We start from the raw sequence: 26,637 nt of genomic DNA on the forward strand, positions 1-26,637 counted from the left end.
CCTGATGAGTGTCGACCACGCCGCCCCTTCCGTCGCCGATGACCTCGACGGCACCGACCGCCACGGCGCCGACGACAACCTCGCGGTCGTCCGCGCCGCCTACCGGGCCTTCCACGACCGGGACCTCGCCGCACTGCTGGCGACCATGGACCCGGGCATCGAGTGGGTCCACCCCGACGGCCTGGCCCCGTACGGGCTCGGCGGCACCAAGCTGGGCCACGCGGGCGTCCGCGAGTTCCTGGCCAAGGTGCCGACCGTCCTCGGCGGGATGCGGCTGGAGCCGCAGGAGTTCATCCGCTCCGGCGACCGCGTGGTGGTCTTCGGCGTCCGCGCCGTCACCTCGCTGAGCGGGCGCACCGAGACCCTGTCGTTCGTCCACTCGTGGACGTTCCGCGACGGCCGGGCGGTGCGGATGGAGGACATCTTCGACACCGTCGTCTTCGCCGGGCTGATCGACGGCTGACCGACGGCCGATCCACGGACGGGCGACGGCGGAACGGGCCATCCGGGCCGCGGTCGGGGGGCCGCCCCATCCGGGGCGCCTCGCGGCGCACCGGCCCGGACGGCCCCGCCGAAACCCTGCCTCAAGTCTCCATAGAATTTCTATATTCGCGCTCTCACCGGATCCGCCGAACGACAGAGGCGATCCGCAGAGGATAGATAGGGGCGCCATAGCCGCCGGACCCATGCTCTCTCCACCGAGAAGCACGGAGTCCGGAGGCGACGATGGAGACCACGAGCACCGACACCGCCGTCGAAGAACGGCAGTGGCCGCAGTACCTCGATCTCGAACTGCTGCTCAGCGAGCCGGATCTACTGGCCGTCGCGCTGCCGGCACGCAGTCTGGACGTCGGCCACGCCGGCGGCTGCGGGTAGGGCCTGCCCTGCCCCGCAGGGGGAGGCCGGGCCGTCCGCCCCGCGCGGTGCGGGGCGGACGGCCCGGGCGGCCGCTCAGACCGCCACGGCCGTCCGGCACTCCTCCAGGGCGATGAGGCGCACCAGCGGGGCGAAGCGGTAGCGCAGCTCGGCGCGGTCCTCGGCGGCGGTGAGCAGCCTGGCCCCGGTCAGCGCCTCCAGGACCTCCTCGGCGTCCCGCTCGGACGCGCCGAGCAGGGCGGCGGCGTCCGCGGGGGTCCAGCTGTCGGCGCCCGCCCGGGCGAGCACGCCCAGGGCGGCCCGGGTGGCCGGGTCCAGACCGGGCAGGCCGTACCGCAGCCGGGCCCGGACGTCGAGGTCGCCCAGGCGCAGCTCGTCCAGCCGGTGCTCGGCCGGGGTGAGCCGGTCGGCGAGCCGGGCGGGCGACCAGTGCGGGTGGGCGGCCAGCCGGGCGGCACAGACCCGTAGGGCGAGCGGCAGGCGCTCGCACAGCTCGACGATCCGCGCGGTCGCGGCCGGGTCGGCGGACACCCGCTCGCGGCCGGCCGCCGCGAGCAGCTGGTAGGCGCCGGGGAAGTCCAGCGGACCGACCTGGAACCGCCGGGCCCCTTCCAGCACGCCGAGCGCGGCCCGGCTGGTGACCAGGGTCCGGCTGCGGCTCTCCGCCGTGAGCAGCGGGCGGACCTGGCGGTCGTCGGCGGCGTTGTCCAGCACCACCAGGACGTGCCGGCCGGCGAGCCGGCTGCGATAGAGCCGGACCCGCTCGTCCAGGGCGTCGGGCAGCTCGGGCTCGTCGGCGCCGAGGGCGCGCAGGAAGCCGCCGAGCACGGCGCCGGGGTCGCGCGGGGTGCCGTCGGGGGTGCTCAGGTCCGCGTAGAGGTGCCCGTCCGGGAAGTCGTCCCGGACGAGGTGGGCGGCGTGCACGGCGAGCGCGGACTTGCCGGTCCCGGCGCCGCCGGTCAGCACCACCGGTCCGGCCGGGGCGGCCGGGTCCTCGACGGCGGCCGCGGACGCCGGGCCGTCGGGCCGGACGCCGCGCAGGGCGGCCGCCAGGGCCGCGAGGTGGCGCTCCCGGCCGATGAAGTCGGCGGTGGCGGGCGGCAGCATCGCGGGCACCAGCCCGCCGCGCTCCTCCCCGCCGTCCGGTACGGCGCCGGCCGGGCGGGTGCCGGGCGGCGGCGCGGCACCGGACCGGGCGGCCGGTGCCAGCACCGCGGCCGGCCGCTCGGGCACCCCGGGGTGGGTGAGGTCCCCGGTGAGCACCTGGTGGTGGAGCCGGCGCAGTGCCGGACCCGGGTCCACCCCCAGCTCCTCGGCGAGCAGCCGCCGCCCGGCCTCGTACACCTCCAGCGCGTCGCCCTGCCGGTCGCAGCGGTACAGGCCGATCATCAGCTGCCCGCGCAGCCGCTCCCGGGTGGGGTGTTCGGCGACCAGCCGGAGCAGTTCGGGCACGGCCGCCCGGTGCCCGCCGAGGGCGAGCTCAGCCTCGATGCGGTCCTCCAGCACGGCGAGCCGGCTCTCCTCCAGGCCCGGCAGCTCCTTCTCCGCGAGCTGCGGGGTGACGCCGGTGAGCGGCTCGCCCCGCCACTGCCCGAGCGCGGCGGACAGCAGTTCGGCCGCTCGGGCGTAGGAGCCGTTCTCCAGGGCGCGGTGACCGAGGTCGGCGTCGCGCCGGAACTCGCGCAGGTCCAGCCGGGCCGGCCCGATGTCCAGCCGGTAGCCCGGGCCGCGCCGGACCAGATCGACGAGCGGGCCGAGCCGCCCGCGCAGCCGGGAGGCGTAGGTGTGCAGTTGGGCCGTCCAGGTGGCCGGCGGGTCCCAGCCCCAGATCAGGGTGGAGAGCCGTTCGTCGGGCAGCAGCCGGCCGTCGGCCAGCAACAGGGCGGCCAGGACGGAGCGCTGCTTGGCGCCGTCCAGCGGGATCTCCCGGCCTCCGGCGGTCGCCTCGACCGGCCCGAGCAGCCGGAACTCCAGTGCGGACGCGGCCGGTTGGACGTTCTGCGGGGACCGGGCGGGCGGGACCTCGCCGGGCCCGGAGCGCCGGTCCGTGCCCCGGGTCCTGGCCGCCGGGACGGCGGGCTGCCGCGGGCGGCCGCGGCGCTGTGAAACGGGCTCGAAAGCGGAATGGAATCCTTTCCGTTCCGCACCGGGGTCCGCGGGGCCTGCGACTGCCGCAGAGCCGGGCCGCGGGCCGCCGACGGCCGACGGTCCCGGGTCCGGGGCCGGGGCCGGGGCCGGAGCCGTTCCCCCGGCCGTCGGCGCGACGGCCGGCGCGGCCAGCCAGGCCTCGTCGGCGAGCACCGCGTCGTGCAACTGCCGCAACCGCGGGCCGGGTTCGATGCCGAGCTCGTCGGCGAGGAGCCGGCGGGCGTCCCGGTAGGTCTCCAGCGCCTCGGCCCGCAGGCCTGAGCGGTACTGGGCGAGCATCAGCTGGGCCCGGGACTGTTCGCGCAGCCCGTGCTCGGCGAGGAACGAGGTCAGCTCGCCGATGAGCTCGCGGTGCCGACCGAGGTCGAGCCGGAGTGCGGTGAGCTCCTCGTGGACGCCGAGGCGCTGCTCGTCGAGCCGGGCCGCCTCGGCGGCCACCCGCCCGGCGGCCACGCCTTCGAGCGCGCGGCCGCGCCAGAGGCCGAGCGCCTGCTCCAGCAGCCCGGCCGCCGCCGCGGTGCGCCCGCGCTCGCGCGCGTCGCGGGCCTCGGCCACCAGTTCCTCGAACTCGGCCGCGTCGATCCGGTGGCCGCCGGTGGCGAGCAGGTAGCCGGGGTGGGAGGTGACGATCAGGTCGTCCGCACCGACCGCCGCCTTGAAGGCCTTGCGCAGCCCGGAGACGCAGATGGCGATCTGGTTCACGAACGTGGTCGGCGGCGAGCCCTGCCAGACGGCCTCGGCGAGGGTGTCGACCGAGACGACGTGGTTGGCGGAGAGCAGCAGCATGGCGAGGATGGTGCGCTGTCGGGCTCCGGAGAGCGGGACCGGTCGGCCGTCCACCTGGACGTCCAGGGGGCCGAGGATCCTGAAAACCACCTGGAGCATCAGTCCCCTCCCCTCGGGCGCAGCCGTGTGGTGAGCCGCCCGCATCCGTTGTTGATCTTCCAAGATTGGTCGTTCTTACCAGCCGCTTCTCCGCAGCGACAAGCGGACCTGCAGGAACGTGTCACAGTCGGTGCACCGGCCGCGGCTCGGCACGCTCCCAGCGCACCGGCGGTGCCGGCCGCGCCGGCGGCACGGTCGCCGCCCGGCGGGCGGCCGGTGCCAGCACCACGGCCAGCACCGCCGTGAGGACGGCCAGTTCGTCGCCGGTGGGCCGGCCGCGGAGCACCCGCAACAGCGGTCCGCCCGGGGCGCGGCCGGCGGGGGCGTGGCCGGCGGGGGCGTGGCCGGCGCTCACTGCGGCGGGTTCCCGTGCTTGCGGGCCGGCAGCAGCGCGTGCTTGGTCGCCAGCATGTCGAGCGCCGCGATCAGGGTGGCCCGGGTGTCGGCGGGGTCGATCACGTCGTCCACCAGGCCGCGCTCGGCCGCGTAGTACGGGTGCATCAGCTCGGCGGTGTACTCCTTGACCAGCTGGGCGCGGGTGGCGTCCGGCGAGTCGGAGGCGGCGATCTCCCGGCGGAAGACGACGTTGGCGGCGCCTTCGGCGCCCATGACGGCGATCTCGTTGGTCGGCCAGGCGAACGAGAGGTCCGCGCCGATCGATCGGGAGTCCATCACGATGTACGCGCCGCCGTAGGCCTTGCGCAGGATCAGCTGCACCCGGGGCACGGTGGCGTTGCAGTACGCGTACAGCAGCTTGGCGCCGTGCCGGATGATGCCGCCGTGCTCCTGGTCCACCCCGGGCAGGAAGCCGGGGACGTCGACCAGGGTGACCAGCGGGACGGTGAACGCGTCGCAGAACTGCACGAAGCGGGCGGCCTTCTCGGAGGCGTGGATGTCCAGCACGCCGGCCAGCGACTGCGGCTGACTGGCCACCACGCCCACCAGCCGGCCGCCGAGCCGGGCCAGCACGCAGAGCACACTGGCCGCCCAGTGCTCGTGGACCTCCAGGTACTCGCCGTGGTCGACGATCTCCTCGATCACCTTGCGCATGTCGTACGGGCGGTTGCCGTCGACCGGCACCAGGTCGAGCAGCGCGTCGTTGCGACGGTCCGCCGGATCGTCCCGGGGCCCCGCGGGCGGGGCCTCCCGGTTGTTCTGCGGCAGCAGCGAGAGGAGGTAGCGCACGTCCTCGATGCAGGACTGCTCGTCGTCGTAGGCGAAGTGCGAGACGCCGGAGACCCCGGAGTGGACGTCGGCGCCGCCCAGGCCGTTCTGGCTGATCTTCTCGCCGGTCACGGCCTGGACCACGTCCGGGCCGGTGATGAACATCTGCGAGGTCTCGCGGACCATGAAGACGAAGTCGGTCAGGGCCGGGGAGTACGCTGCGCCGCCGGCGCACGGGCCGAGCATCACCGAGATCTGCGGGATGACGCCCGACGCCCGGGTGTTGCGCTGGAAGATGCCGCCGTAGCCGGCGAGGGCGGTGACGCCCTCCTGGATGCGGGCGCCGGCGCCGTCGTTCAGCGACACCAGCGGCGCACCGGCCGCGATGGCCATGTCCATGATCTTGTGGATCTTCTGCGCGTGGGCCTCGCCCAGCGCACCGCCGAAGATCCGGAAGTCGTGGGCGTACGCGAAGACCGTCCGGCCGTGCACCGTGCCCCAGCCGACGACCACGCCGTCGGTGTGCGGCTTCTTCGCCTCCAGGCCGAAGCCGGTGGCGCGGTGCCGGCGCAGCGGCTCCACCTCCTGGAACGAGCCCTCGTCGAAGAGCAGGTCGAGCCGCTCACGGACGGTCAGCTTGCCCTTGCCGCGCTGGGCCTCGGTGGCCCTCGGGTCTCCCGCACGGATCCCGGACCGCAGGCTCCGCAGCTCCTCGACCCGGTCACGCATGGTGGATGCGGCGGCCGCGGTCATCGTGGTGTCCGGCACCGGTCATCCCCCCTTCTGCTCCTCGACGGTTCCCCGACGGTAGGCAGCGCCCGCGGCGGCACGCCACGGTTCACCCGGCGCCGGTCCGCAAGCTGAACCGGCGGGCCCGCTCCGTGCCCCCGCGCCGCCCGGAGTGGCCACAAGCTGCCACGGCGCAGGTGCGCGATCGGGTGACGGTGCGATGCTGCATCCCCACGCACTGCGATCGGGGCATTTCGATCGCACACCACCCACCAGTCCGAACCGTCCCCACGGGCCCGCCCCGGCCGGGGCCGTCGGACCCCGCCGGACGCCAAGGAGTGTCATGTTCACACGGATCGGACGGTTCGTCGTCCGTCGCCCGTGGCTGGTCGTCATCGCCTGGCTGGTCGCGGCGGTCGCCCTGACCGTCCTCTCGCCCAAGCTGGAATCGACCACCGACCAGGCCGAGTTCCTGCCCTCGCACTACGAGTCGGTCCAGGTGGCCGACCTGGAGAAGCGCGCCTTCCCGGGGCAGGACCAGCCCGCCGCGCTCGGCGTGTTCCAGCGCACCGACGGCGGTGCGCTGACCGACGGCGACAAGGCCGACGTCCAGAAGGTGGCCACCGGCCTCCAGGCCAAGCAGTACCCCCACCTCAACAAGGTCCAGGCCGACCCGAGCGCCGTCTCCCCCGACGGCCGGATCGGGCTCGCACAGATCTACGCCGACACCAAGAACGTCTACGAGCCGGCCGTCACCGATGACGTCAAGCAGCTGCGGACGGACGCCAAGGAGCTGCTGAGCGGCACCAGCCTCAAGCTCGGTGTGACGGGCGCGGCGGCCAGCGCACTGGACGCCCAGGAGTCCGGCAGCAACACCGACGGCATGATCATGATGGCCACCCTGCTGCTGATCGTCGTCCTGCTGGGCGTCATCTTCCGCAGCCCGCTCATCGCCCTGCTGCCGGTGATCGTGATCGCCCTGGTCTACCTGACCGCCATCGGCCTGATCTCCACCGCCAGCGAGGTCTTCGGGCTGACCGCCGACGCCTCGGTCTCCACCATGCTGATCGTCGTGCTGTTCGGCGTCGGCACCGACTACCTGCTCTTCCTGCTCTTCCGCTACCGCGAGTTCCTGCGCGCCGGGCTGGAGCCGCGGCCGGCGATGGCCGAGGCCGTCGCCCGCGTCGGCGAGACCATCGCCTCCGCGGCCGGCGCCGTGGTGGTGGCCTTCCTGGCGCTCACCCTCTCCACCATGGGCATGCTGCGCGCCATGGGCCCGGCCCTCGCGATCGCCGTCGCGGTCAGCCTGGTCGCCGGCGTCACCCTGGTGCCGGCGGTGTTCGCGCTGCTCGGCCGGGCCGCCTTCTGGCCGTCCAAGGCCTGGAAGCGCGAGCCGAAGAACGCCCTCGCCCAGCGGGTCGGTGGCCTGACGGCCCGTCGCCCGGGCCTGGTCGCCGGCGTCTCCGGCGGCCTGCTGGTGATCCTCGCCCTCGGCGCCCTCGGCTTCAAGGCCGACTTCGACACCGGCGGGTCGATGCCGAAGAACCTGGAGTCGGTCCAGGCCATGGACGACCTGCAGTCCGGCTTCTCGGCCGGGCGGGCCGAACCGACCCTGGTCTTCCTTGAGAACACCTCCGGCGGCAAGCTGCCGGAGGACCAGCTGGCCGCCTACCGGGACAAGCTCGCCGGCATCGAGGGTGTCGCCCAGGTCGCGGCCGCGGCGCCGAACGCCGACGGCTCGGTCGTGCAGTACAGCGTCTCGCTGAAGTACCGGCCGATGGAGGACAGGGCGATCGACCTGGTCGACGGCACGCTCCGGGACCAGGCGCACGCGGCCGCCCCGGCCGGCAGCCGCGCCCTGGTCGGCGGCACCACCGCCGTGATGGCCGACATCCGCACCGCCGTCGAGCGCGACTACACCGTGGTCTTCCCGGTCGCCGGGCTCGCCATCATGCTGATCCTCGGCCTGCTGCTGCGCAGCGCGGTCGCGCCCTGGTTCCTGATGATCTCGGTCGGCCTCGGCTTCGCCGGCACGCTCGGCGCGACGGTCTGGCTGTTCCAGGGCATCAAGGGCGACGACGGCGTGCTATTCAGCCTGCCGGTGCTGGTCTACCTCTTCGTGGTGGCCATCGGCACCGACTACAACATCCTGATGGTCGCCCGGCTCCGCGAGGAGATCCGCGGCGGCAGCGAGCCGCGGGCGGCGATCAAGCACGCGGTCGCCCGGTCGGCCCCGACCATGGGCGCGGCGGCGGTCATCCTGGCCGGCACCTTCGGCGTGCTGATGCTCGCCGACAACTCGATGCTCCAGCAGATGGGCTTCGCGGTGGCGTTCGGCATCCTGCTGACCGCCTTCGTGATGGCGCTCTTCCTCGTCCCCGCCACCACCACGCTGCTCGGCCGCCGCGCCTGGTGGCCGGGGCTGGCGGAGCCGGACCCGGCCCAGGCCGGTGAGGAGCCCGTTCTGGTCGGCAGCGGCCGCACGACGGGCTGAGCCCCGCACGGTACGGCGAAGGGGGCCACCGCACCGGTGGCCCCCTTCGCCGTACGTTGCGTTCGGGAGGGTTTCAGACGCCCCCTCGGCCCGGGCAGGGCTCAGGCGCTGCGGTGCTCGACCAGGCCGACCAGGGCGGCCAGGGCCGCGCGGGCCGGGACGTCCGGCAGGGCGGCCAGGGCGTCCCGGGCGTCCGTCGCGCAGGCGTGCAGCAGCTCCCGGGCGCGCGCCTCGGCGCTGGAGTTGCGCATCAGCTCCGCCGCCCGCCGCCGGTCGCTGTCGTCGGCGAGCGGTCCGGCCTCCAGCAGGGCGCGCAGCTCGGCGGCGCGCGGCCCGTCCTCGCTGAGTGCGAGCAGCACCGGCAGGGTCCGCACGCCGACCGCGAGGTCGAGCGCGGCGTCCTTGCCGGAGTCCGCCGGCTCGGAGGCGAAGTCGAGCAGGTCGTCGGAGAGCTGGAAGACGATGCCGAGCTGCTCGCCGTAGGCCGCCAGCGCCCGGACGGCCGGTTCGGGCGCGCCCGCCACCTCGGCGCCCAGGCGCACCGCGAGGGAGAGCAGCGAGCCCGTCTTGTCGGCGATCACCGCGAAGTGGTGGGTCACCGGGGACTCCCCCGCCTCCGGTCCGGTCAACTCCCTCAGCTGGCCGCGAACCAGGCGCTCGGCGGCCTCGCCCTGCAGCCGGATCGCACCGTCGCCGAGGTCGGCGGCGAGCTGCCCGGCCTTGACCAGCAGCCGATCGCCCAGCAGGACGGCCGTCCGGTTGCCCCAGCGGGCCGGGGCGCTCGGGACGCCGTGCCGGCTGCGGGCGCCGTCCATCACGTCGTCGTGGTGCAGCGAGGCGACGTGCACCAGCTCGACCAGGGCGGCCGCGTCCGATATCCGGCCGGCCGCCGCCCCGTCCGCCCCGTCCGCCCCGTCCGCCTCGTCGGACTTCGCGCCGAACTCGGCGGCGAGCAGCACCAGCAACGGCCGCAGCCGCTTGCCGCCGGCCTCGATCAGATACCGGGACCACTCGGCCACCAACGCACTGGGGACGTCGGCCGCCGTCTCGCGCAGCCGTGACTCGGCGTCGGCCAGGCCGCCGTGGAGCCGGGCGGTGAGCCCCGGGTCGGCGAGGTTCAGGCGGCCCACGAGGGAGTCCGGCCGTGGCTCGGCGGTCAGGGTGGTCATCGTTCCTCCAGGCGGAGCGTCAGCACGGTCGTTCGAACCCGACCCTACGAGCCCAGCCAACCGGACCGGGCTGTCTCACCGGCAGGGTGGCAACAAGCTGTCAGCGGACCGACGACGAAGACGGCCGCCGGGCCGCGGTCCGTGTGGGGACGGACCGGGGCCCGGCGGCCGTGGTACCGCGGGTGGCCGTGCCAGGGCGTCGACGACGGCCGGCGGCTGGGGCGGTGCCCGGTGCTCGGGTGCTCAGCACCTGGAGCCGGCTACGGAGTGACTGGCGGTCAGGCGCCCATCGCCTCCACCAGGCTCTTCGGACGCATGTCCGTCCAGTGGGTGTTCACGTACTCAAGGCAGGACTCGCGGCTCTCCTGGCCGTGCACGACGGTCCAGCCGGCCGGCACCTCGGCGAAGGCCGGCCAGAGCGAGTGCTGGTTCTCCTCGTTGACGAGGACGTAGTAGGAGGCGCTGTCGTCCTCGAACGGGTTGGTCGCCATGATGCGGAACTCCTGTCGGTCGGTTGGGGATGGAACGTGATCCGGCTGAGTAATCGTCAGAACAGTGTGCAATCAGGGTGGAGCGGTCGTCGGCACGGTCAGTGCGCGCCCGCGGTGGCGGCCGCCATGCGGTGGCGCACCGCGGATACGAAGCCCGGCAGCCGGTCGACGCCCCAGAAGCGCTGGAAGCCGTCGATGAAGTACGGCACGCCGAAGACACCGTCCCGGTATGGGGAGTTGAGCGCCTCCAGACCTCGGCTGCGCACCTCCGGGTCCTGCCAGGCACCGCCCAGCAGCCCGGGGTCGAGGCCGAGTCCGGCGCCAAGGCCGGCCACCACCTCGGGGTCGGAGATGTCCCGCCCCTCCTCCCACCGGGCCCGGTAAGCCGCGTCGATGAACTGTCGCCCGCGGCCGTGCTCCTCGGCCACCAGGTAGGCCAGGTGCGAGACCTCCCAGCGGGGCTCGCGGTCCACCGGCCAGACCATCCGCAGCTCGCGCTCCCGGGCCAGCCGGCGGACGTCCTGCAGGACGTAGAGGTACTTCTCCCGGGACATCTCCACGTACGGCAGCTGGACGCCGGTGGCCTCCAGGTGGTCGTGGTGGGCGTCGTCGGGCTCCCAGAACGGCCGCCAGTCGATCGCCTCCGCGACATCGGGGTAGCGCGTGACCAGGTCCCGGTAGGCCATCCAGGAATACGCGCTGCCGAAGGAGAAGTACCACCGCGGTGGCTTTCTCGCCATCACCGCCTCCAAGGAATTCGCGAGGAATTGCCGAACTGATTTCTATCGAGTCACGGAGAGCCGGACAACCCGTCCGGCAACTAACTGCTAGGAATTCCCGGACGGCCCGCCGGGCTCAGGTGAGCCCGGCGCCGAGCCGCGCCGCCGCGTCGATCAGCAGGCCGCCGTGCATTCGGCCGGGGGCCCGCGAGAGCAGGGTCACCGGCCCGTCCAGCACCAGCGCCGCGACCACCCGGCCGGCCGCGCCGCGCACCGGCACGGCGACGGCGGCGAAGCCCAGTTCGCCGGCTCCCAGGCTCTGTGCCCAGCCCTGCCGGCGCACGTTGGTCAGGGTGACCGCACCGAACCCGGCGCCACGGATGGCCCGGCCGAGTTCGTCCGGCTCCTCCCAGGCGAGCAGGGCCTGCGCGCCCGCACCGGCCTTCATCGGCAGTGCCACGCCGAGCGCCGAACGGGCCTGCCGCCCGGTGCCCGGCCCCTCGGCGGTGGCCACGCAGATCCGCAGGTCCCCCTGCCGCCGGAAGAGCCGGGCACTCGCCCCGGTCCTGATCCGCAGGTCGGCCAGCACGGTGTCGGCGTCCTGGAGCAGCCGGTCGCGCCCGGCCTCGTCGGCCAGCTCGCCGATCCGCGGGCCGATCAGGAAACGCCCCTGGGCGTCCCTGGTCAGCAGCCGGATGCTCTCCAGGGCCAGCGCCAGCCGGTGCACGGTGGCCCGGGAGAGCCCGGTGACGTCGCTCAGCGTCCGCAGCGAGGCCGGCCCGCCGGCCAGGACGCCGAGCAACAACGAGGTCTTGTCCAGGACGCCGACGCCGCTGCTCGGCCGCCCGGTCGCGGTGCCGGTCACGTCAGACGAGCCGGGCGGCCAGGTCGCGCAGCAGCGCGTCCCGCTCGCCCAGCAGGTAGAAGTGGTCGCCGGGGAAGACCGTCAGGTCGAAGGAGGCGGCGGCGACGTCCGCCCAGGCCGCCATGTCGACCGGGCTGATCCCGCCGTCCCGGTCGCCGACGTAGCCGACCACCGGGCAGTGCACCGGGTGGCCGGGCTGCGCGCGGTAGGTGCCGACGATCTCGAAGTCGGCCCGCAGCGCGGGCATCACCAGCTCGAACAGGTCCGGGTCCCGGATCAGCTGCGCCTCGGTGCCGCCGAGGCCGAGGACCTCCTGGATCAGCGCCTCGTCCCCGCCGAGGTAGGTGGGTTCGGGGTTCACCCGGTGCGGCGCCTTGCGGGCCGAGACGAACAGGCCGGCGAGCCGCACACCGTGCTCCCGCTCCAGCCTGAGCGCGACCTCGTAGCCGAGCGAGGCGCCCATGCTGTGGCCGAACAGGTACACCGGCACGTCCAGGAGGGGCAGCAGCGCCTCGGTGACCGCGTCGGCGAGCTCCGGCATCCCGGTGATGCACTCCTCGGCGATCCGCTCCTGCCGGCCGGGGTAGCGGGTGGCCAGCACCTCGACCCCGGCCGCGAAGTGGTCGGCCCAGCCGTGGAAGGCACTGGCGGCACCACCCGCGTGGGGCAGGCAGACCAGCCGCCTGGCCACGTCCCCGTCCGGCGGCGGGTAACGCCGGAACCAGCGGCTGTCGACCGCACTCTCGATCATCTCTTCCTCTCCTGTCGGTCCGTCAACCGCGGGCGTGCTGCAGGGCCGGAGCGGCCGCCGCGAGGGCCTCCGGGCTGTCGACGGAGAGCACCTCGGTCTCCGGTGTGATGCGGCGGACCATCCCGGCCAGCGTCCGGCCCGGGCCCAGCTCGATCAGCCGGCGGCAGCCCAGCGGGCCCACCAGCGTCCGGACCCCCGCCTCCCAGAGCACCGGGGAGACCAGCTGGCGGCCCATCAGCTCCGGCCAGTCGGCACCCGAGGTGTGCGGGCGGGCGTCCACGTTGGCGACCACCGGCGTGTGCAGCGGGGCGAACCCGACGCCCGTGAGCGCCGCGCGCAGCCGTCCGGCCGCGGGCGCCATGTACGGGCTGTGGAAGGCCCCGCCGACCGGCACGCTGATCAGCTTGGCGCCGATCCCGGGCGCCTCGACGGCGGCCGCCGCCACCCCGTCGGCGGAGCCCGAGAGCACCACCTGGCCGGGCGCGTTCACATTGGCCACCCAGACCCGGTGGCCGGCCTGCCGGGCGTCCTCCACCAGCGCCTCGACCGCCGGCAGCGGCGCTCCGACCAGCACGCCCATGGTGCCGTCGGACAGTTCGGCGGCCTCCCGCATGGCGCGGCCGCGGACCGCGACCAGCCCGGCGGCGTCCGCCAGGCCGAGCGCCCCGGCGGCCACCAGAGCGGCGTACTCGCCGAGGCTGTGGCCGGCGCAGGCGGCCACCGGCGCACCGGCCGTCAGACCGGCCCGGTCCGCCTCCTCGAACGCCATGACGGCGACGGTGAAGACGGCAAGCTGCGCCAGGTCGGTCCGGCGCAGCCGTACGGCGTCGGTGTGCAGGAGCAGTTCGGCGACGTCCTGGCCGGACTGCTCGGAGACCGTCTCGACGAGGGCCCAGGCGCCGGTCTCCCGCCAGGGCTCGCCCATGCCCTGCTTCTGGGTCCCCTGCCCGGGGAACAGCAGCGCGATCGGTTCGGGGGTCATGGATGCACCTTCGGTCGGTGGAACACCGGCGTCCCGGGCTTCGCGGCGGAGCCGGACCCGCCGGGGGAACGGCCCCGGCTCCGCCGAGTGCCGCCGCCCGGCCCGTCTCCCACCGGGACGGGCCGTGTCTGGCGGCGGATCCGGCAGCCCGCCCGGGGAGGTGGCTGCCGGAGGCTCTGCTGTGCTGCGGACGCGGCCCGTGCGGGGGCCGGTCCCGGTCGGCGGCGGGCCGGGGCACGGGGTGCCCCCTCCGCTGCCGACGCGGTCGCGGTGGTGCTGCGGCCGCGGTGCCGTGGCGCCGCGGTTGCGGTCGTGCCGCGGTTGCGGTCGTGCCGCCCGCCGGAGCCCGGTCGGGCGCTCCGCCGGGCCGCCCCTCGGGGCCGTCCGCGGCCCGTGCGGTGCGGCCGCGAACCGGCCGGTCGGCGCGGCCCCCGGCCTTCCGCCGCCCATTCTTTCCACCCCCCGGAGCCGGCGGCAACGCCCGTTTCAGGAAGCTGCCACCGCCTCCCCCGGCGGCCGGCGCTGCCGGCCGCGCCGCAGGTCAGGCGGTGCGCCGGGCCGGCCGGGCGGCCGGGCCGAGCGGCAGCAGTCCGAGCTCGGCGGCCCGCGCGCCGGCCTGGAAGCGGGAGTTGGCGCCGAGCAGTTCCATGATCTCGGCGACGTAGCGCCGGTAGGTGCGCACCGACACCGAGAGCTCCCGGGCGGCCACCTCGTCCGTCACCCCGGCGTTCAGCCGGTCGAGGATCCGCCGGGCGAACTCCGCCCGGGCCCACCCGCCGAAGTCGAGCTGCTGGTCCACCGGGATCGCCCGACGCCAGACGCCGGCGAACAGGTTGTGCAGGGTGCGGATCACCGAGACGTCCCTGACCACGGCCGCCTGGCGGTTCCCGGTGATCAGGTCCGCGCAGGCCAGCACCACCTGGTTGTCCACCAGGACGGTCTCCATCCACGGCAGTTGGGCCGTGCGCACCTCCAGCTGGCGGCCCGCCTCCAGCTGCGTGCGGACGAACTCCCGGTCCAGGGTCTCCGGCACGCACAGCAGCCGCACCGTGACGGCGTCCCCGCAGGCGGCGAGCATCTCGCCGAGCGCCCGGTAGATCCCCTTGGCCCGGGGCACGTCCGAGGCCAGGACCACCTCCAGACCGCGTCTGGTCCGCCCGATCAGCCGGGCCGCCTCGGCCGAGAGCACCGCCTCGTCCGGCTTCACGGAGGTCACCACGGCGCCCCGGGACACGAAGTTCCGGTGCCGCGCCACGGCGTCCTCGATCAGTGCTTGTACCTCCAAGAGCCCTCGCTCGACCTGGTCCCCCGGTCGGCGGCGGGTGAGCGGTGCCGGGACCGGCACCGCCGAAAGTTCCCTCATGGTCTCCCCCATGACATGCGACTCCGTCCACCGCCATCGAACAGCGCGGTGGCGCGGCCCCCCTACCGCCCTGTCAGCAAGCTGCGCGGCCGACCCGCCGATCCCCGCCGGCACCCCCGGATCGGCCACGGTCCGCGCACGGCCGCCCACGCGCGGTGGCGATCCGCCGGATCCTCCCCCGACACCTGACCGATTCCGGTCATGACAGCTACTGGCCAATTCCGAATTCCCGGACCCCGGCAGGCACTACGTTCGAGCCAGCCTTTCGAGGGAGGTAATTCCGTGAATAGCAGTCAGCTCACGGACCCGACCGAGCACGGCATTTTCCACCGGCTCCTGACAATGATGTCGGAGACCGGGGTGCCGTTCCGTCTGATCCACCACCGGCCGGAAGGACGTACCGCCGAGGCGAGTGAAGTACGCGGGCACGCGCTGCGGCAGGCCGCGAAGTCCATCGTGGTCCGGACCAGGACCGCCGGGAGCCCGCCCCGGCACAGTGTCGTCGTCGTCCCCGGTGACCGCCGGGTCGACCTGGAAGCCGTCGCCCACCACCTCGGCGGCGATCGAGCGGCCTTCGCCGACCGGCAGACCGCCGAGCGGCTCACCCAGTGCCGCAGCGGGTCCATCGTCCCGTTCACGTTCGACCGCGATCTCGGGCTACTGGCCGACCCCGGCCTGCTCGAACACGAGGAGATCTTCTTCAACGCCGCCCGGCTCGACCGTTCGCTGGCCGTGGCGCCGGCGGACTGGGCCGCACTCGCGCGACCGCTGATCAAGCCGGTCGCGCAGCGCGATCCGGTGGCCGCCGGCCGCTGACCGGGCGGTCGACCCCACCGGGCGACCCGTACGGGCAGGCGCAACAGGCCGAGCAGGCCGACGCAAGGCGGCGGAGCTCCGGTGGTGCGGCGATCCCGCACCACCGGAGCTCCGCCGCGTCCGGGGTCAGCCGACGGCCGCCATCACCGCGTGCTCCGCCATGGCGTTCTCCGCGACCGTCCAGCCGCCCGCGTCCAGCAGCCGCGACAGCGCCGGTGCGGACCCCTGCTGCACCAGCAGCTCGACCAGGCCGCGCGGCCGGTCCATCGAGTGCTCGATCCGGACGTCCTCGATGTTCACGCCGATCTCGCCCACGGCGGTGAACAGCCGTGCCAGAGCACCTGGTTGGTCCGGCACCAGGACCGGCACGGCGGTCAGGTCGGTGAGCGGCGTGCCCGACTTGTGGGCGACCCGCGCCCGGCCCTCGTTGCCGTTGCGCAGCAGGCCGTCCAGGGTGGACGCGGCCGCCTTGCGCCGTACGGCGTCGGCGCCGCCCAGGGCCCGCAGCGCGCCGATCGCCCGGCCGAGGTCGGCCGCGTAGGCGTCGAGGACGTCGGCCACGGCGGTGGCGTTGGCGTCGAGGATCTCGTTCCAGAGGCCGGGGTCGCCGGCCGCGATCCGGGTGACGTCGCGCAGCCCCTGCCCCGAGATCCGGATGCTCTCCTCCCCCGCGCCCGCCAGCCGGGCGGCCAGCAGCGAGGAGACCAGGTGCGGTGCGTGCGAGACCAGGGCGACGGCGCGATCGTGCGCCGCGGCGTCCATCACCACCGGCGTCCCCCCGCAGAGCGAGGCCAGCTCCAGCGCGCGGTTCAGCGTCTCCTGCCCGGTGCACGGGGACGGGGTGAGCACCCACGGCCGGCCCTCGAAGAGGTCGGCCCGGCCGGCCAGCGGCCCGGAGCGCTCGGTGCCGGCCATCGGGTGGCCGCCGATGTAGCTGGCCGGGTCGGCCCCGGCCCGGTCGATCTCGTCGTGCGGCTGGGCCTTGACGCTGGCGACGTCGGTGTAGGCGCGGGCCAGCCCGGCGCGCTGCGAGCGGGCGAGGACGGTACCGATGTGCGCGGGCGGCACCGCGAGGACGGCGAGGTCGACCGGCGCGTCCGGGGCGGCCAGCGAGCCGGCGCCCATGGCCTCGGCGGTCCTGGCGGCGGTCCGGTTCACGTCGTCCAGGTACACGGTGACGCCGTGCCGGGCCAGCGCGAGCGCGACGGAGGTGCCGATCGCCCCGGTTCCGATGACGGCGGCGCTCCTCATCGGCCGGCCGTTCGGCTCGCACCGGCGGCCGGCGCGTGGGCCTCGGTCTCGGCCTGCACGAAGCGGGCCAGCCGGGCCATGCCGTCCTCGACGTCCGCGCGGGTCAGGTAGCTGAAGGAGAGTCGCATGGCGTGCTCGCCGCCTCCCTGGGGGTAGAAGTACGACATCGGGGTCCAGATCACGCCGTGCTCCTCGGCGGAGCGCAGCAGGGCCGCGTTGTCGGCGGGGAACGGCACGTTGACGGTGAGGAAGAAGCCGCCGCTCGGCACGTTCCAGGAGATGCCGAGCGAACGGCGCCGCTCCTCGGGGAAGTGCCGCTCCAGCTGCTCCAGCACGGCCGCCAGGATGTCCCCGTAGTGCGCGGCGGGCCCGGCGTTGAGCTCGGAGAGCCGGCCGTCGGCGGCCAGCAGCAGACCGGCCACGGCGGCCTGGCTGAGCGGCGGGGTGTTCACCGTCACCATGCTCTTGATCCGGACCAGCTCGTCGGCGAGCAGGCCGGTGCCGCCCCGGGCGTCCTCGACGGTCTGGTCCGCGACCACGAAGCCGATCCGGGCCCCGGGGAAGGCCGTCTTGGAGTACGAGCCGAGGTGGACGACCCGGCGCCCGGTGTCGAGCGCCTTGAGCGTGGGCAGCCGGGTGCCGGTGCTCATCAGGCGGTACGGGTTGTCCTCGATCAGCAGCAGGTCGAGCCGGGCGGCCAGCGCGAGCAGTTCCTCGCGGGCCTGCCGCGGCATGGTGTTCCCGGAGGGGTTGGAGTGGTCGGGCACCAGGTAGAGCGCGCGGGGGCGCCGCCCCCGGGCCCGCTCGGCCAGGACGGCCGCCTCGACCGCCGCGGCGGCGATCCCGTCCGGGCCCTCCTCGACCGGGGTGACCGGGATGCCCAGCAGGGCGGCGGCGCCGGTGATCCCCACGTAGCAGGGGCTGGCGGCCAGCAGCACGTCCTGCGGGCCGGCGAACAGCGCGCGCAGGGTGAGGAACATCGCCTCCTGGCAGCCCACGGTGACCACGATCGAGCCGGGGGCGGCGTCGATGCCTTCGTCCGCGCGCAGCGAGTCGGCGATCAGTCCGTTGATCAGCCCGGCGGTGGGGCCGTACTGGAAGAGCTTGGTCCGGACGGCCTCGGGGGTGTCGCCCTCGGCGGCCAGGTGGTCGAGGTAACGGCGGACGTGGCCGAAGAGCTGCTCGGTGTCGAAGAAGCCCTCGTAGGGGCGGCCCGGTGCGAAGGAGACGGCCCCGGGGTAGCGGGTGGTCACCTCGTTGAGGAAGTTCATGGTGTCCAGCACCGGGTCGCCGAGGCTGGCGTGCAGTTCCTCCTTGCGCAGCACGACCGGGGCGGCCGGGTCCGCCACCGGCCGGACCGGAGCCGGCAGCCCCGGTGCCGCGGTCGGCGCGGGGCCGGCGCCGGCCGGACGCAGCAGCGCGGGGCCCGCGGCCCCGGCCGAGGGCGTGCCGGTGAGCAGCAGCGCGTCCGCCAACTCGCCGACCAGGATGTCGAACACGTCGGCGACGCCGCTCTGCCCGCCCACCGCCAGCCCGTGCAGCACCGGGCGGCCGAGCAGGACGGCGTCGGCGCCGAGCGCCAGCGCCGTCAGCACGTCGGTGCCGCGCCGCACCCCGCCGTCGAGCAGGACCGGGCAGCGGCCCGCCGCCGCGGCCGCGACCTCCGCCAGGACGTCCACGGTGGCGTGGGCACCGTCGAGTTGGCGCCCGCCGTGGTTGGAGACGACGATGCCGTCCGCGCCGGCGTCGAGCGCCCGGGCGGCGTCCTCGCCGGTGGTGACGCCCTTGAGCAGCACCGGCAGCGGGCTGACCGACTTCAGCCAGGAGACCACCGACCAGTCAAGCGTGGGGTCCAGCTCGGTGCGCGAGTGACCGCTGGGCGAGGAGTAGTCGCCCGGCGGCAGGTTGGCGGGCACGATGCCCGCCGGCAGCCGGAAGCCGTTGCGCTGGTCGCGCAGCCGGCGGCCGAGCCGGGGCGTGTCCACGGTGAGGACCAGTGCCTCGAAGCCCGCCTCGGCGGCGCATTCCACCAGCCGGCGGGTCACCGACCGGTCGCGGAAGCAGTAGACCTGCAGCCAGAGCGGGGAGTCGGCGGCGGCGGCCAGCTTGTCGAAGGGCTGCCCGGCGAAGGTGCTCACCACCACCGGCAGGCCCGCCACCCCGGCCGCCTGCACGGTGGCGGTCTCGCCGCCGGGGTGGACCAGGGTGTGGTAGGCCATCGGGGCCACGCCCACCGGGGCGGCCCAGCGGCGGCCGAGCACGGTGACGGCGGTGTCGGCCTCGGCCACCCCGGTCAGCACCCGGGTGCGCAGCCGACGCCGGTCGAAGGCGAGGAGGTTCTCGGAGAGCGTCCGCTCCTCCCCGGCGCCGCCCTGGAGGAAGTCCCAGACCGCCGGGTCCATCCCCTCTCGCGCCAGGGCCGCGTAGTCGTCCAGCGTCAGCGCCTGCCGCGGCGCGGTGCGGGGGGCGGCGGCGCTCATGCGGCGACCGCCTTCGCGCCTTGGTGTCCTTCGGTTGTGACGTCGCGTTCGAACATCGTGCATTCCCAATCGACGGGGCCAGAGCCGGTCTCCATTGGACGCGGTCGATCGCCCGCGGAGCGGCCCCGGCGGCCCGGTTCGTCAGGTTGCTGACACGCGGCGGGCCCGCGCGGGGCGCCGCGCGGGCCCGGCCCGGCGGCCGTGGCCCGCCGTCAGCGGGCGACGGCCGCCCCGGCGTGCCAGGCCTCGGCCGGCGCGGCGGCGGGCGCACCCGCCGGGACCGCAGCGGTCGCGGTGGCCGCACTGGCCTCGGTCGCGCGCCGGCGCCGGTAGTACTGCACCGTCAGGGCGCCGACCAGCGGCCCCCAGGCGACCAGCGGACCGTAGGCGACCCAGAAGACCACCGTCTGCCACCCGTGCGTGACGGTGCCGTCCGGGCTCCCGTTGATCATCAGGCCGAGGGCGGACATCAGCAGCCCGTACGGGAAGATCATCAGGAGGGTGGCGCCGATGCCGGCCGGGACGACCGCGGCCTTGATCGGCACCCGGCGACCGCGCAGCATGGGGACCCAGCGCGGCCACACCTCGCCCCAGCGGGCGATCAGCCCGAAGCTGAGGAAGGCCAGGACCTCGCTGAGCACACTGAGCGCGACCACGTACTGCGGCCCCTCGAAGATCACCGGGCCGTGCCCCTCCGGAGGCGCCGCGCGGTGCTCCAGCAGCGGCGCGCCGCCGGCCACCCCGGCGATGCGCCAGATGCAGGAGGGCGTGGTGGTCAGCGGGACGGCATAGGCCGCCCACACGGCCCAGCGGGGCACGCCGGCCGCCGTCCGGCCGTGCAGCTTGCTCAGAATGGTGCGAGCGGTCATCGGGAGTCTCCCCTGGTACGTGCGTCCGGCCGGTGGGCGGATCCTCCGAACTCCACTGGCGCGACGGGCAGTTCATGCCTTCGTGTGATCAATCCTGGCAGCCCGCCGGGCTGCTCGCGTCCATCGTGCGGAGGGACCGGCTCACCCGCGCGGGGGAGCCGCCACTGCGCCCGGCGGAGGACGGCCGGACGGCAGCGGGTCACCGGTCGCGCTGGGCCGGGATCGCCGCCGCGGCCGGCGCGGGGCTCCGCAGCGAGCCGAACCCCTCGATGGGGATGGTGTCCCAGGGGCGGTAGGCGATCGTCATCCGGCCGACGGAGAGCACCGGCTCGCCGTCCACCAGCGTCTCGCCCTCGAAGACCGTGGTGTCGTTCACGGCCAGGGCGACCCTGATCCGGTGCTCCAGCACCACCCCCGGGTGGACCGGCCGGTGGAACCGGACGTCGCCGACCCCGCCGAGCAGCATCACGGCCTCGGGCGCGTCGCCGGCCGCCATGCTCGCCAGCAGGCCCGCGGTCTGGCCCCACGACTCGACGAGCAGCGCCGGCGGGTAGGCCAGCCGCTCGGCCGGGGTGCCGAAGGGGAGCCTCAGGTAGCAGGGCTCGTTGCCGGTGACCGCCTTGACCGCGGTGATCCGCTCACCCGGTACGGCCTCGACGATCCGGTCCACCAGCAGCATCGGGCGCCGGCGCGGGAGCAGCCGGGCGATTCCGTCCAGCCCGATCACCGTGGGGCCTCCGTGCCGTAGCGCAGCCGCGCTGACGAGGCCGGGCCACGCGGGGTGGCGACGGTGACCGCGCAGGTCCACTCGTCCGGGCCCTGCTGCTCCCAGGCGAGTTCGACGCTCAGTTCGTCGCCGGGGAACGCCGCACCGGTGAAGCGGGCCCGGTCGACCGTCCGCAGGCACAGGCCGGGCACCGGCAGGTTCGCGTCGGCGCTCGCCCAGGCGTAGTCCAGCAGGGAGACCCCGGGCAGGATCGGAAAGCCCTCGCAGGGGCCGGAGAACACCGGCTCCAGGCTCGCGACGTACCGGATCGGCGTGGGCGCCGGTCCGGCCGCGCCGGTCCGGGCGGCCGTCCCGAGGCCGCTCCCCGGGGTCATGCCCGGCCTCCCGCCGGGCGGGCGCCGCGGCCGCGGCGGGTGTGGCAGGCGGCGGCCGGGCGGCCGCGGTCGGCGGCCGGGTGCGGGGCCGCGGGTGCGGCGGTCCGCCGCGCGGTGCTGGGGTGTGCCGGGCAGCGTCTGGCCGACGGTGTGCGGGCCATCCCTGTCTCCTGTCCTCGGAAGGTGGTCAGGCCGGTACCGCCGCGCCCGCGTGGTGCGCTGCGCAGCGGCCCGGGCCGTCACGCGGTGCCGGTGGACCGCACCGCTCTCTCGGTGAAGCATTCACCTGGAGAGCGGTGCGGCGGTACGCCATGTCGAACAATTCGAACCCTCCAGGTGAAGCCGCCGTGGAGGAGGCGGGGAGGCGGCGGGAAGACAGCGGGAAGGCGGCGGGAAGGCGGCCGGACCGCACGGCGGGGCGGCCGCCGGACCACCGTGGCGTTCCACGGCGCCGGCGACCGCCCCGGACCGGACCGGTGGCGCCCGTGCCTCACCCGGCCAGGGCGGCCTCCGGCTTCCGGCTGCGGCCGCCCGCCTCGGCGGCCCGGCGGCGCCGGTAGTAGTGCACCGTCAGAACGGCCAGCAGCGGCCCCCAGGCGGCCAGCGGCAGGTAGGAGACCCAGAACGCGACGGTCTGCCAGCCGTGGGTCATCGTGGTGTCCGGATTCCCGTTCACCATACGGCCGTTGGCGAACATCACCATCGCGTACGGGAAGACCATCAGGAGCGCCGAGCCGACACCCGCGGGCACGACCGCCGCCATGATCGGCACCCGGCGCCCGGCCAGCCCGGGGATCCACCGCGGCCACACCTCGCCCCACCGGGCGACCAGGCCCACGGCCAGGAAGGCCAGCGCCTCACTGACCACACTGAGCGCGATCACGTACCACCAGGAGCCCTCGCCGCTCACCAGGACGGCGCCGTGGCCCTCCGGTGGCGCGTCGTTGTGGTCGATCAGCGGCGCGTTCAGGTTCATCGCCGCGATGCGCCAGATGCACGAGGGCAGCGCCGTCAGGGTCGTCGCGTACGCGGTCCACACCGCCCAGCGGGGCACGCCCGCCGCTGTCGGGCCGTGCAGCTTGGTCAGGATGGTGCGAGCGGTCATCGGGAGCTCTCCTCGTTCGGATACCCGATCGGTGCGGGGCGGCCCGGCAAGATCTGTAAGACACTCCCCAGGGCCTCCACCGATCCGGCGGGCGGTACCTGCCTCTTGCTGATTCAACGGTGACGGACGGACCGGGCCCCGCGCATCTGCCGCGAGAAGGGGAGCACTCCCCCGCGCGGGGGAGGCGGTCCCTCCACCGCACGCAGGACGGGCCCGGCCGGCCGGCGTCCCGACGCACGACGGCGCCCGGCCCGCGGGGGCCGGACGCCGTGGTGGCCGGACTCGCACCGGCGGACGGCCGCGGGCTCAGCCGACGCGCAGCGGGAGCGCGTCGAGCAGCCGGGCCGGGAACACCTTGTGGGTGAGCTCGCCCGCCGGGACAGCCAGTTCGATCGTCTCGTAGCGGTCGAGCAGCGCCGCCACCACCGCCTCGGCCTGGACCTTGCCGAGCGCGGTGCCCAGGCAGTGGTGGATGCCGTGGCCGAACCCGAGGTGGGCGGCGGTGCTCGCCCGGATGTCCAGCACGTCGGGGTTGGCCCGGTACTTCGGGTCGCGGTTGCCCGCACCGGTCGCGACCACCACGAAGTCGTTCTCCTCGATCAGCACCCCGCCGAGCTCGACCGGCTCCGCGGCCACCGAGAGCATCGCCAGGTGCACGGTCGTGTCGAAGCGGGCGAACTCGTCGACGGCGGCCGGGATCAGCGAGCGGTCGGCCCGCAGCAGGGCGAGCTGGTCCGGGTGCACCATCAGGGCCCGGACCCCGTTGGAGATCAGGTGGCTGGTCGGCCCGAAGCCGGCGCTCTGGATCTGGAAGACCATCGAGACGAGCTCCTCCAGGCTGAGGACCCCGTCGACGTCGTGCGCCCGGACCAGCTCGCTGAGCAGGTTGTCCCCGGGTTCGCGACGGCGCAGCTCCACCCAGGTCAGCACCAGCTCGGCCAGCTCCCCGGCGACCTCGCGCATCCGCTCCGGCGGCTCGAAGTTGAGCGCGTTGGCCAGCCGGGTGAACTCCGCCTGGTCGCCCACCGGCACGCCCAGCAGCTCGCAGAGCACGGTGATCGGCAGCGGGTACGCGACGTCCGCGAGCAGCTCGATCTCGGACTTGTCGGCCACCGCGTCGAACAGCTCGGCCACCACCTCGTTCACCCGCGCCCGCCGCGCCTGGACCTTGCGGTTGGTGAACGCCTTGCCGACCAGGCCGCGCAGCCGACCGTGGTCCGGCGGGTCCATGGAGAGCAGGTGGCTGGTCAGCACCCGCTCGCCGAAGGTCTGCTCCTCGGGCTCGGGCAGCGCCTCGACGCCCATCAGCGCCGCGGCGGCCCGGGCGATTCTGCCCTGGTCCTTGACCAGGCGTGGATCGGCCAGCGCGGAGCGGCCCTCGGCGTACCCGACGACCAACCACACCGGCGTCGGGCCGAAGCGGACCTTGACCACGGGGCCCTGCTCGCGCAGTCGTGCGTAGACGGGGTACGGGTCCTGGTAGAAGTCCGGTCCCAGCTCCTCCAGGTCCGCCCCGGGTAGTTCCAGCTCTTCGACGGCGGTCTGCGTCATGGTGGTGCCTGCCTCTCGGGTACGACTCGCCAACGTTCAGGCGACAGCTCTATCAGCATCACGAGCCGGCGGTCCCCCCCGCATCGAAGAATCGAGAGCGGCCAATTCCGGGCGGCGCCGGGGCGGCACTGTCCCATGTCCGGGGCGCCCTCCAAGGCCCCTTCCCGGCCCTGTCAACAACCTGACAGTCCGGTGGACCACATTCCGGGCCGACGGAATACTCGTCGGAACTTGGTAGGAATGGGCGGCACTTCACGACATTCCCACGACGGCGAGGAAGGATTCCGGCGGCCGCGGACACAACTGTCGATGCAGCACTCCGCACCTTCCATTTATCGATAGGTGACTGAGAAATGTCGCGTGGATTCTCGATCGGCATCGTCGGAGGTGGCGCGGCCGCAGTCTGCCTGATCGACGCGCTGGCCCGGGCCCGCGGCGGACCGGGCAGCGTCACGGTGTTCGAACCGTCGCCCGATCTCTGGCGCGGCCGCGCGTACCAGGTCGACACCGAGACGCTCCGGGTGAACGCCACCCCCGACGACATGTCGGTGCGGGCCGGCGACCCCGGGCACTTCGAACGCTGGCTGGCCGCGCGGGACCGTGCCGTCGGCGGCCCGGCCGAGTTCGACGCCCGGTCCGGCGTCCGCTTCGCCCCACGCCCCGTCTACGGCGAGTACCTGGAGCAGACCGCCGCCGCGGCCCTGGCCGACCTGCGCAGACAGGGCTGGCAGGTGAACCTCATCGGGGAGCCCGTGACGGCCGCCGACCGCGGCCCGGACGAGGTCGTGCTGCGCTCCGGCCGGGGCGGCGTCCGGTCCTTCGACCACGTGGTCCTCTGCGTCGGCGGCGACCGCCCCGAGGACGGCTACGGTCTCGCCGGTGCACCGGGCTTCGTGGCCGACCCGTACCCGGCCGTGGGCCGGCTCCGGCAGATCGACGCGGACGACCACGTGGCCGTCCTCGGCAGCGGCCTGACCGCCGTCGACATCGTGCTCTCGCTCGCCGCCCAGGGCCACCGCGGCCCGATCAGCCTGCTCTCCCGGCGCGGCGTCCTCCCCGGGGTCCGGCAGCGCCCGATCCCGTTCGAGCTGCGGCACTTCACCACCGAGCGGCTGCGGTCGCTGGCCCGGCGGCGGCACCACCTGTCGATCGACGACCTCGGCGCCCTGATGCGTGCGGAGTTCCGCGACGCCGGTGCCGACCTCGACGCCGCGGTGGCCGACCTCGCGGCGATCGGCCGGGAGGACCCAGTGGCGCGGCTGCGCCGCCAGCTCGGCGAGGTCGACTCACCCGGGATGGGGCTGCGCATCCTGCAGCGAGCCGTCCCGGAGACCGGGCCCGACGTGTGGCCGCTGCTGCGGCCGCGGGACCAGGCCGAGGTGCTCCGCCGCCACTACCGCACCACCATGAGCCTCTGCTGCCCGATGCCGCCGGGCAGCGCCGCCGCCCTGCTGCGGATGTTCGACAGCGGGCAGTTGGCCAACCGTTCCGGGCTGCGCGGCATCACCGTGCGCCCCGACGCGCGCTTCGACGCCCTGACCGGGACCGGTGCCGCCCTCACCGCCGACACGGTGGTGAACGCGGTGAACGCCGCCGCGGACCGGATCCCGGCCGCGGCGCGCCCGCTGGTCGACTCGCTGGTCCACGGCCGGGCCGCGGCCCGGCACCCGTACGGCGGGCTGCACCTGGAGCGCGCCACCAGCCGGCTCACCGTGGACGGCCGGCCCGACCCGCGCCTGTACGGGCTCGGCAACATCGGGGCCGGCGCGCTCTTCTTCACCTGGGGCGTGCCGTCCCTGGTGGACCGCAGCGTGGACATCGTCGCCGCGATCCTCGACCACGCCGCGGAGTCGGAATCCGCGCGGGCCGAGGACGTCCTGGTCTCCACCTGAGCGGGCCGGTCCGCGCCCGCCCTTCCCCCAGCCTGCGACCCGAGAGGAACGATCCGTCTTGACCACCACTGTCCCGCGGCCGGAGGCCGAGTTCCTGGCCGACACCGCCACCGGCCTGCCGATCCCCGGCGAGCCCGAGTTCGCGACCCCGGAGGAGACCCGGCGCCACCGCAAGCAGCGGCTCGCCGCCGCCCTGCGGCTGTTCGGCAAGTACGGCTTCGGCGAGGGCATCTCGGGCCACATCTCGGTCCGCGACCCCGAGCACCCCGACCGGTTCTGGGTGAACCCCTTCGGCGTCTCCTTCAAGCGGGTCAGGGTCGCCGACCTGATCTGCGTCGACTCCACCGGCCGGGTGGTGGAGGGCCGGTACCGGGTCAACCCCAGCGCCTTCGTGATCCACTCGCAGATCCACGAGCTCCAGCCCGGGGCCACCGCCGCCGCACACGGCCACACCGCACACTCCCGGGCGCTCGGTGCGCTCGGCCGGCTGCTGGAGCCCATCGACCAGGAGGCCTGCGCGTTCTACGGCCGCCAGGTGCTCTACGACGAGTACGAGGGCCCCTCGGTCTCGCTGGCCCAGGGCCGGGACATCGCGGAGAAGCTCGGCGACAACCGCGCCATCCTGCTGCGCCACCACGGACTGATCACGGTCGGCGGCTCGCTGGACGAGGCGGTGCACTGGTTCTTCACCTACGACAGCTGCGCGCAGGTCCAGCTGCTCGCCCACGCGGCCGGGACGCCGAAGGCGTTCAGCCACGAACAGGCGCTGGCGGCCGGCGCCGGGTTCGGCGACTCCCAGCTCGGCTGGTTCAGCTTCCAGCTGCTCTGGGACGAGATCGTCGCCGAACAGCCGGACCTGCTGGAGGAGTAACCCCGGGGTGGTCCCCCGGCCACGACCGGCCGGGGGACCACCGCCGTCGGTCCGGCGGTCCGTCG

At 74.7% G+C, this 26,637-nt stretch carries 23 protein-coding genes and 1 pseudogene; 6 read left to right on the forward strand and 18 right to left on the reverse strand.

Going from position 1 to position 26,637, the window contains the following annotated elements:
* Positions 1-4 precede the first annotated feature (4 nt).
* The gene (locus ACIPSC_RS30880) at positions 5-463 is read left to right on the forward strand and encodes a nuclear transport factor 2 family protein (RefSeq protein WP_400830400.1); all 459 of its coding nucleotides are present in this window, start codon (positions 5-7) and stop codon (positions 461-463) included.
* A gap of 263 nt (positions 464-726) precedes the next feature.
* The gene (locus ACIPSC_RS30885; RefSeq protein ID WP_238861752.1) at positions 727-876 is read left to right on the forward strand and encodes a hypothetical protein; all 150 of its coding nucleotides are present in this window, start codon (positions 727-729) and stop codon (positions 874-876) included.
* 75 nt (positions 877-951) lie between these two features.
* Here the strand turns inward: ACIPSC_RS30885 and ACIPSC_RS30890 are convergent, their stop codons facing one another.
* The 3 genes from ACIPSC_RS30890 to ACIPSC_RS30900 all read right to left on the reverse strand — a co-directional run bounded on the left by ACIPSC_RS30890 (position 952) and on the right by ACIPSC_RS30900 (position 5,826).
* Entirely contained in the window at positions 952-3,909 is a 2,958-nt protein-coding gene (locus ACIPSC_RS30890) for a BTAD domain-containing putative transcriptional regulator (RefSeq protein ID WP_400830406.1), read from the reverse strand.
* A 121-nt stretch (positions 3,910-4,030) separates the two neighbouring features.
* Positions 4,031-4,264, reverse strand: coding sequence for an acyl-CoA carboxylase epsilon subunit (locus ACIPSC_RS30895; protein ID WP_400830408.1), 234 nt, complete (start codon positions 4,262-4,264; stop codon positions 4,031-4,033).
* Complete coding sequence (locus tag ACIPSC_RS30900; protein WP_400830536.1) at positions 4,261-5,826, reverse strand: acyl-CoA carboxylase subunit beta; 1,566 nt, start codon at positions 5,824-5,826, stop codon at positions 4,261-4,263. Before ACIPSC_RS30900 ends, ACIPSC_RS30895 begins: the two co-directional genes overlap by 4 nt.
* A 319-nt stretch (positions 5,827-6,145) precedes the next feature.
* Between ACIPSC_RS30900 and ACIPSC_RS30905 the strand changes: the two genes are divergently transcribed.
* Positions 6,146-8,296, forward strand: coding sequence for an MMPL family transporter (locus tag ACIPSC_RS30905; protein WP_400830410.1), 2,151 nt, complete (start codon positions 6,146-6,148; stop codon positions 8,294-8,296).
* 101 nt (positions 8,297-8,397) lie between these two features.
* Here ACIPSC_RS30905 and ACIPSC_RS30910 read toward each other — a convergent pair whose 3' ends face one another.
* From ACIPSC_RS30910 to ACIPSC_RS30940, 7 genes are all read right to left on the reverse strand, one after another.
* Positions 8,398-9,465 (reverse strand): polyprenyl synthetase family protein, encoded by a 1,068-nt coding sequence (locus ACIPSC_RS30910; protein ID WP_400830415.1) that lies wholly within the window; start codon positions 9,463-9,465, stop codon positions 8,398-8,400.
* A gap of 278 nt (positions 9,466-9,743) precedes the next feature.
* Positions 9,744-9,956 (reverse strand): MbtH family protein, encoded by a 213-nt coding sequence (locus ACIPSC_RS30915; protein WP_176190830.1) that lies wholly within the window; start codon positions 9,954-9,956, stop codon positions 9,744-9,746.
* A 98-nt stretch (positions 9,957-10,054) separates the two neighbouring features.
* Positions 10,055-10,696, reverse strand: a complete 642-nt coding sequence (locus ACIPSC_RS30920; RefSeq protein ID WP_400830418.1) for a DsbA family protein — start codon at positions 10,694-10,696, stop codon at positions 10,055-10,057.
* Between the two features lie 115 nt (positions 10,697-10,811).
* Positions 10,812-11,540 carry an IclR family transcriptional regulator gene (locus ACIPSC_RS30925; protein WP_400830422.1) on the reverse strand — a complete coding sequence of 243 codons (729 nt, stop codon included), beginning with the start codon at positions 11,538-11,540 and terminating at the stop codon, positions 10,812-10,814.
* A gap of 1 nt (position 11,541) precedes the next feature.
* Positions 11,542-12,291: a thioesterase II family protein gene (locus ACIPSC_RS30930; protein ID WP_400830424.1), complete on the reverse strand. Its 750-nt coding sequence runs from the start codon at positions 12,289-12,291 to the stop codon at positions 11,542-11,544.
* 22 nt (positions 12,292-12,313) lie between these two features.
* The gene (locus ACIPSC_RS30935; protein WP_400830427.1) at positions 12,314-13,273 is read right to left on the reverse strand and encodes an ACP S-malonyltransferase; all 960 of its coding nucleotides are present in this window, start codon (positions 13,271-13,273) and stop codon (positions 12,314-12,316) included.
* Positions 13,274-13,814: 541 nt separating this feature from the next.
* Positions 13,815-14,558 carry a LuxR family transcriptional regulator gene (locus tag ACIPSC_RS30940; protein ID WP_400830429.1) on the reverse strand — a complete coding sequence of 248 codons (744 nt, stop codon included), beginning with the start codon at positions 14,556-14,558 and terminating at the stop codon, positions 13,815-13,817.
* Between the two features lie 360 nt (positions 14,559-14,918).
* On the opposite strand from ACIPSC_RS30940, the gene ACIPSC_RS30945 reads away from it, so the two are divergent.
* On the forward strand, positions 14,919-15,452 hold the full coding sequence (locus tag ACIPSC_RS30945) for a YbaK/EbsC family protein (protein WP_400830431.1): 534 nt from the start codon (positions 14,919-14,921) through the stop codon (positions 15,450-15,452).
* Between the two features lie 126 nt (positions 15,453-15,578).
* Here ACIPSC_RS30945 and ACIPSC_RS30950 read toward each other — a convergent pair whose 3' ends face one another.
* From ACIPSC_RS30950 to ACIPSC_RS30985, 8 genes and pseudogenes are all read right to left on the reverse strand, one after another.
* Positions 15,579-16,703 carry a prephenate dehydrogenase gene (locus tag ACIPSC_RS30950; protein WP_400830433.1) on the reverse strand — a complete coding sequence of 375 codons (1,125 nt, stop codon included), beginning with the start codon at positions 16,701-16,703 and terminating at the stop codon, positions 15,579-15,581.
* A complete protein-coding gene (locus ACIPSC_RS30955) occupies positions 16,700-17,974 on the reverse strand; it encodes a PLP-dependent aminotransferase family protein (RefSeq protein ID WP_400830540.1) in 1,275 nt (424 codons plus the stop codon). Before ACIPSC_RS30955 ends, ACIPSC_RS30950 begins: the two co-directional genes overlap by 4 nt.
* 150 nt (positions 17,975-18,124) lie before the next feature.
* Positions 18,125-19,246: pseudogene (locus ACIPSC_RS30960) on the reverse strand (alpha-hydroxy acid oxidase); the annotation flags it as partial.
* 149 nt (positions 19,247-19,395) lie between these two features.
* Complete coding sequence (locus ACIPSC_RS30965; protein WP_400830435.1) at positions 19,396-20,052, reverse strand: hypothetical protein; 657 nt, start codon at positions 20,050-20,052, stop codon at positions 19,396-19,398.
* Positions 20,053-20,251: 199 nt separating this feature from the next.
* Complete coding sequence (locus ACIPSC_RS30970) at positions 20,252-20,779, reverse strand: 3-hydroxyacyl-ACP dehydratase FabZ family protein (RefSeq protein WP_400830438.1); 528 nt, start codon at positions 20,777-20,779, stop codon at positions 20,252-20,254.
* Positions 20,776-21,153 carry a hypothetical protein gene (locus tag ACIPSC_RS30975; protein ID WP_400830440.1) on the reverse strand — a complete coding sequence of 126 codons (378 nt, stop codon included), beginning with the start codon at positions 21,151-21,153 and terminating at the stop codon, positions 20,776-20,778. The genes ACIPSC_RS30970 and ACIPSC_RS30975 overlap by 4 nt, the downstream gene beginning before the upstream one ends.
* A 490-nt stretch (positions 21,154-21,643) precedes the next feature.
* Positions 21,644-22,258: a hypothetical protein gene (locus ACIPSC_RS30980; protein ID WP_400830442.1), complete on the reverse strand. Its 615-nt coding sequence runs from the start codon at positions 22,256-22,258 to the stop codon at positions 21,644-21,646.
* Between the two features lie 306 nt (positions 22,259-22,564).
* Positions 22,565-23,809, reverse strand: a complete 1,245-nt coding sequence (locus tag ACIPSC_RS30985; RefSeq protein ID WP_400830444.1) for a cytochrome P450 — start codon at positions 23,807-23,809, stop codon at positions 22,565-22,567.
* Between the two features lie 353 nt (positions 23,810-24,162).
* Between ACIPSC_RS30985 and ACIPSC_RS30990 the strand changes: the two genes are divergently transcribed.
* Positions 24,163-25,701 (forward strand): FAD/NAD(P)-binding protein, encoded by a 1,539-nt coding sequence (locus ACIPSC_RS30990; protein WP_400830446.1) that lies wholly within the window; start codon positions 24,163-24,165, stop codon positions 25,699-25,701.
* Positions 25,702-25,759: 58 nt separating this feature from the next.
* On the forward strand, positions 25,760-26,572 hold the full coding sequence (locus tag ACIPSC_RS30995; protein WP_400830448.1) for a class II aldolase/adducin family protein: 813 nt from the start codon (positions 25,760-25,762) through the stop codon (positions 26,570-26,572).
* Positions 26,573-26,637: the final 65 nt, after the last annotated feature.

Source organism: Kitasatospora sp. NPDC090091 (assembly GCF_044747365.1).
Taxonomy (GTDB): domain Bacteria; phylum Actinomycetota; class Actinomycetes; order Streptomycetales; family Streptomycetaceae; genus Kitasatospora.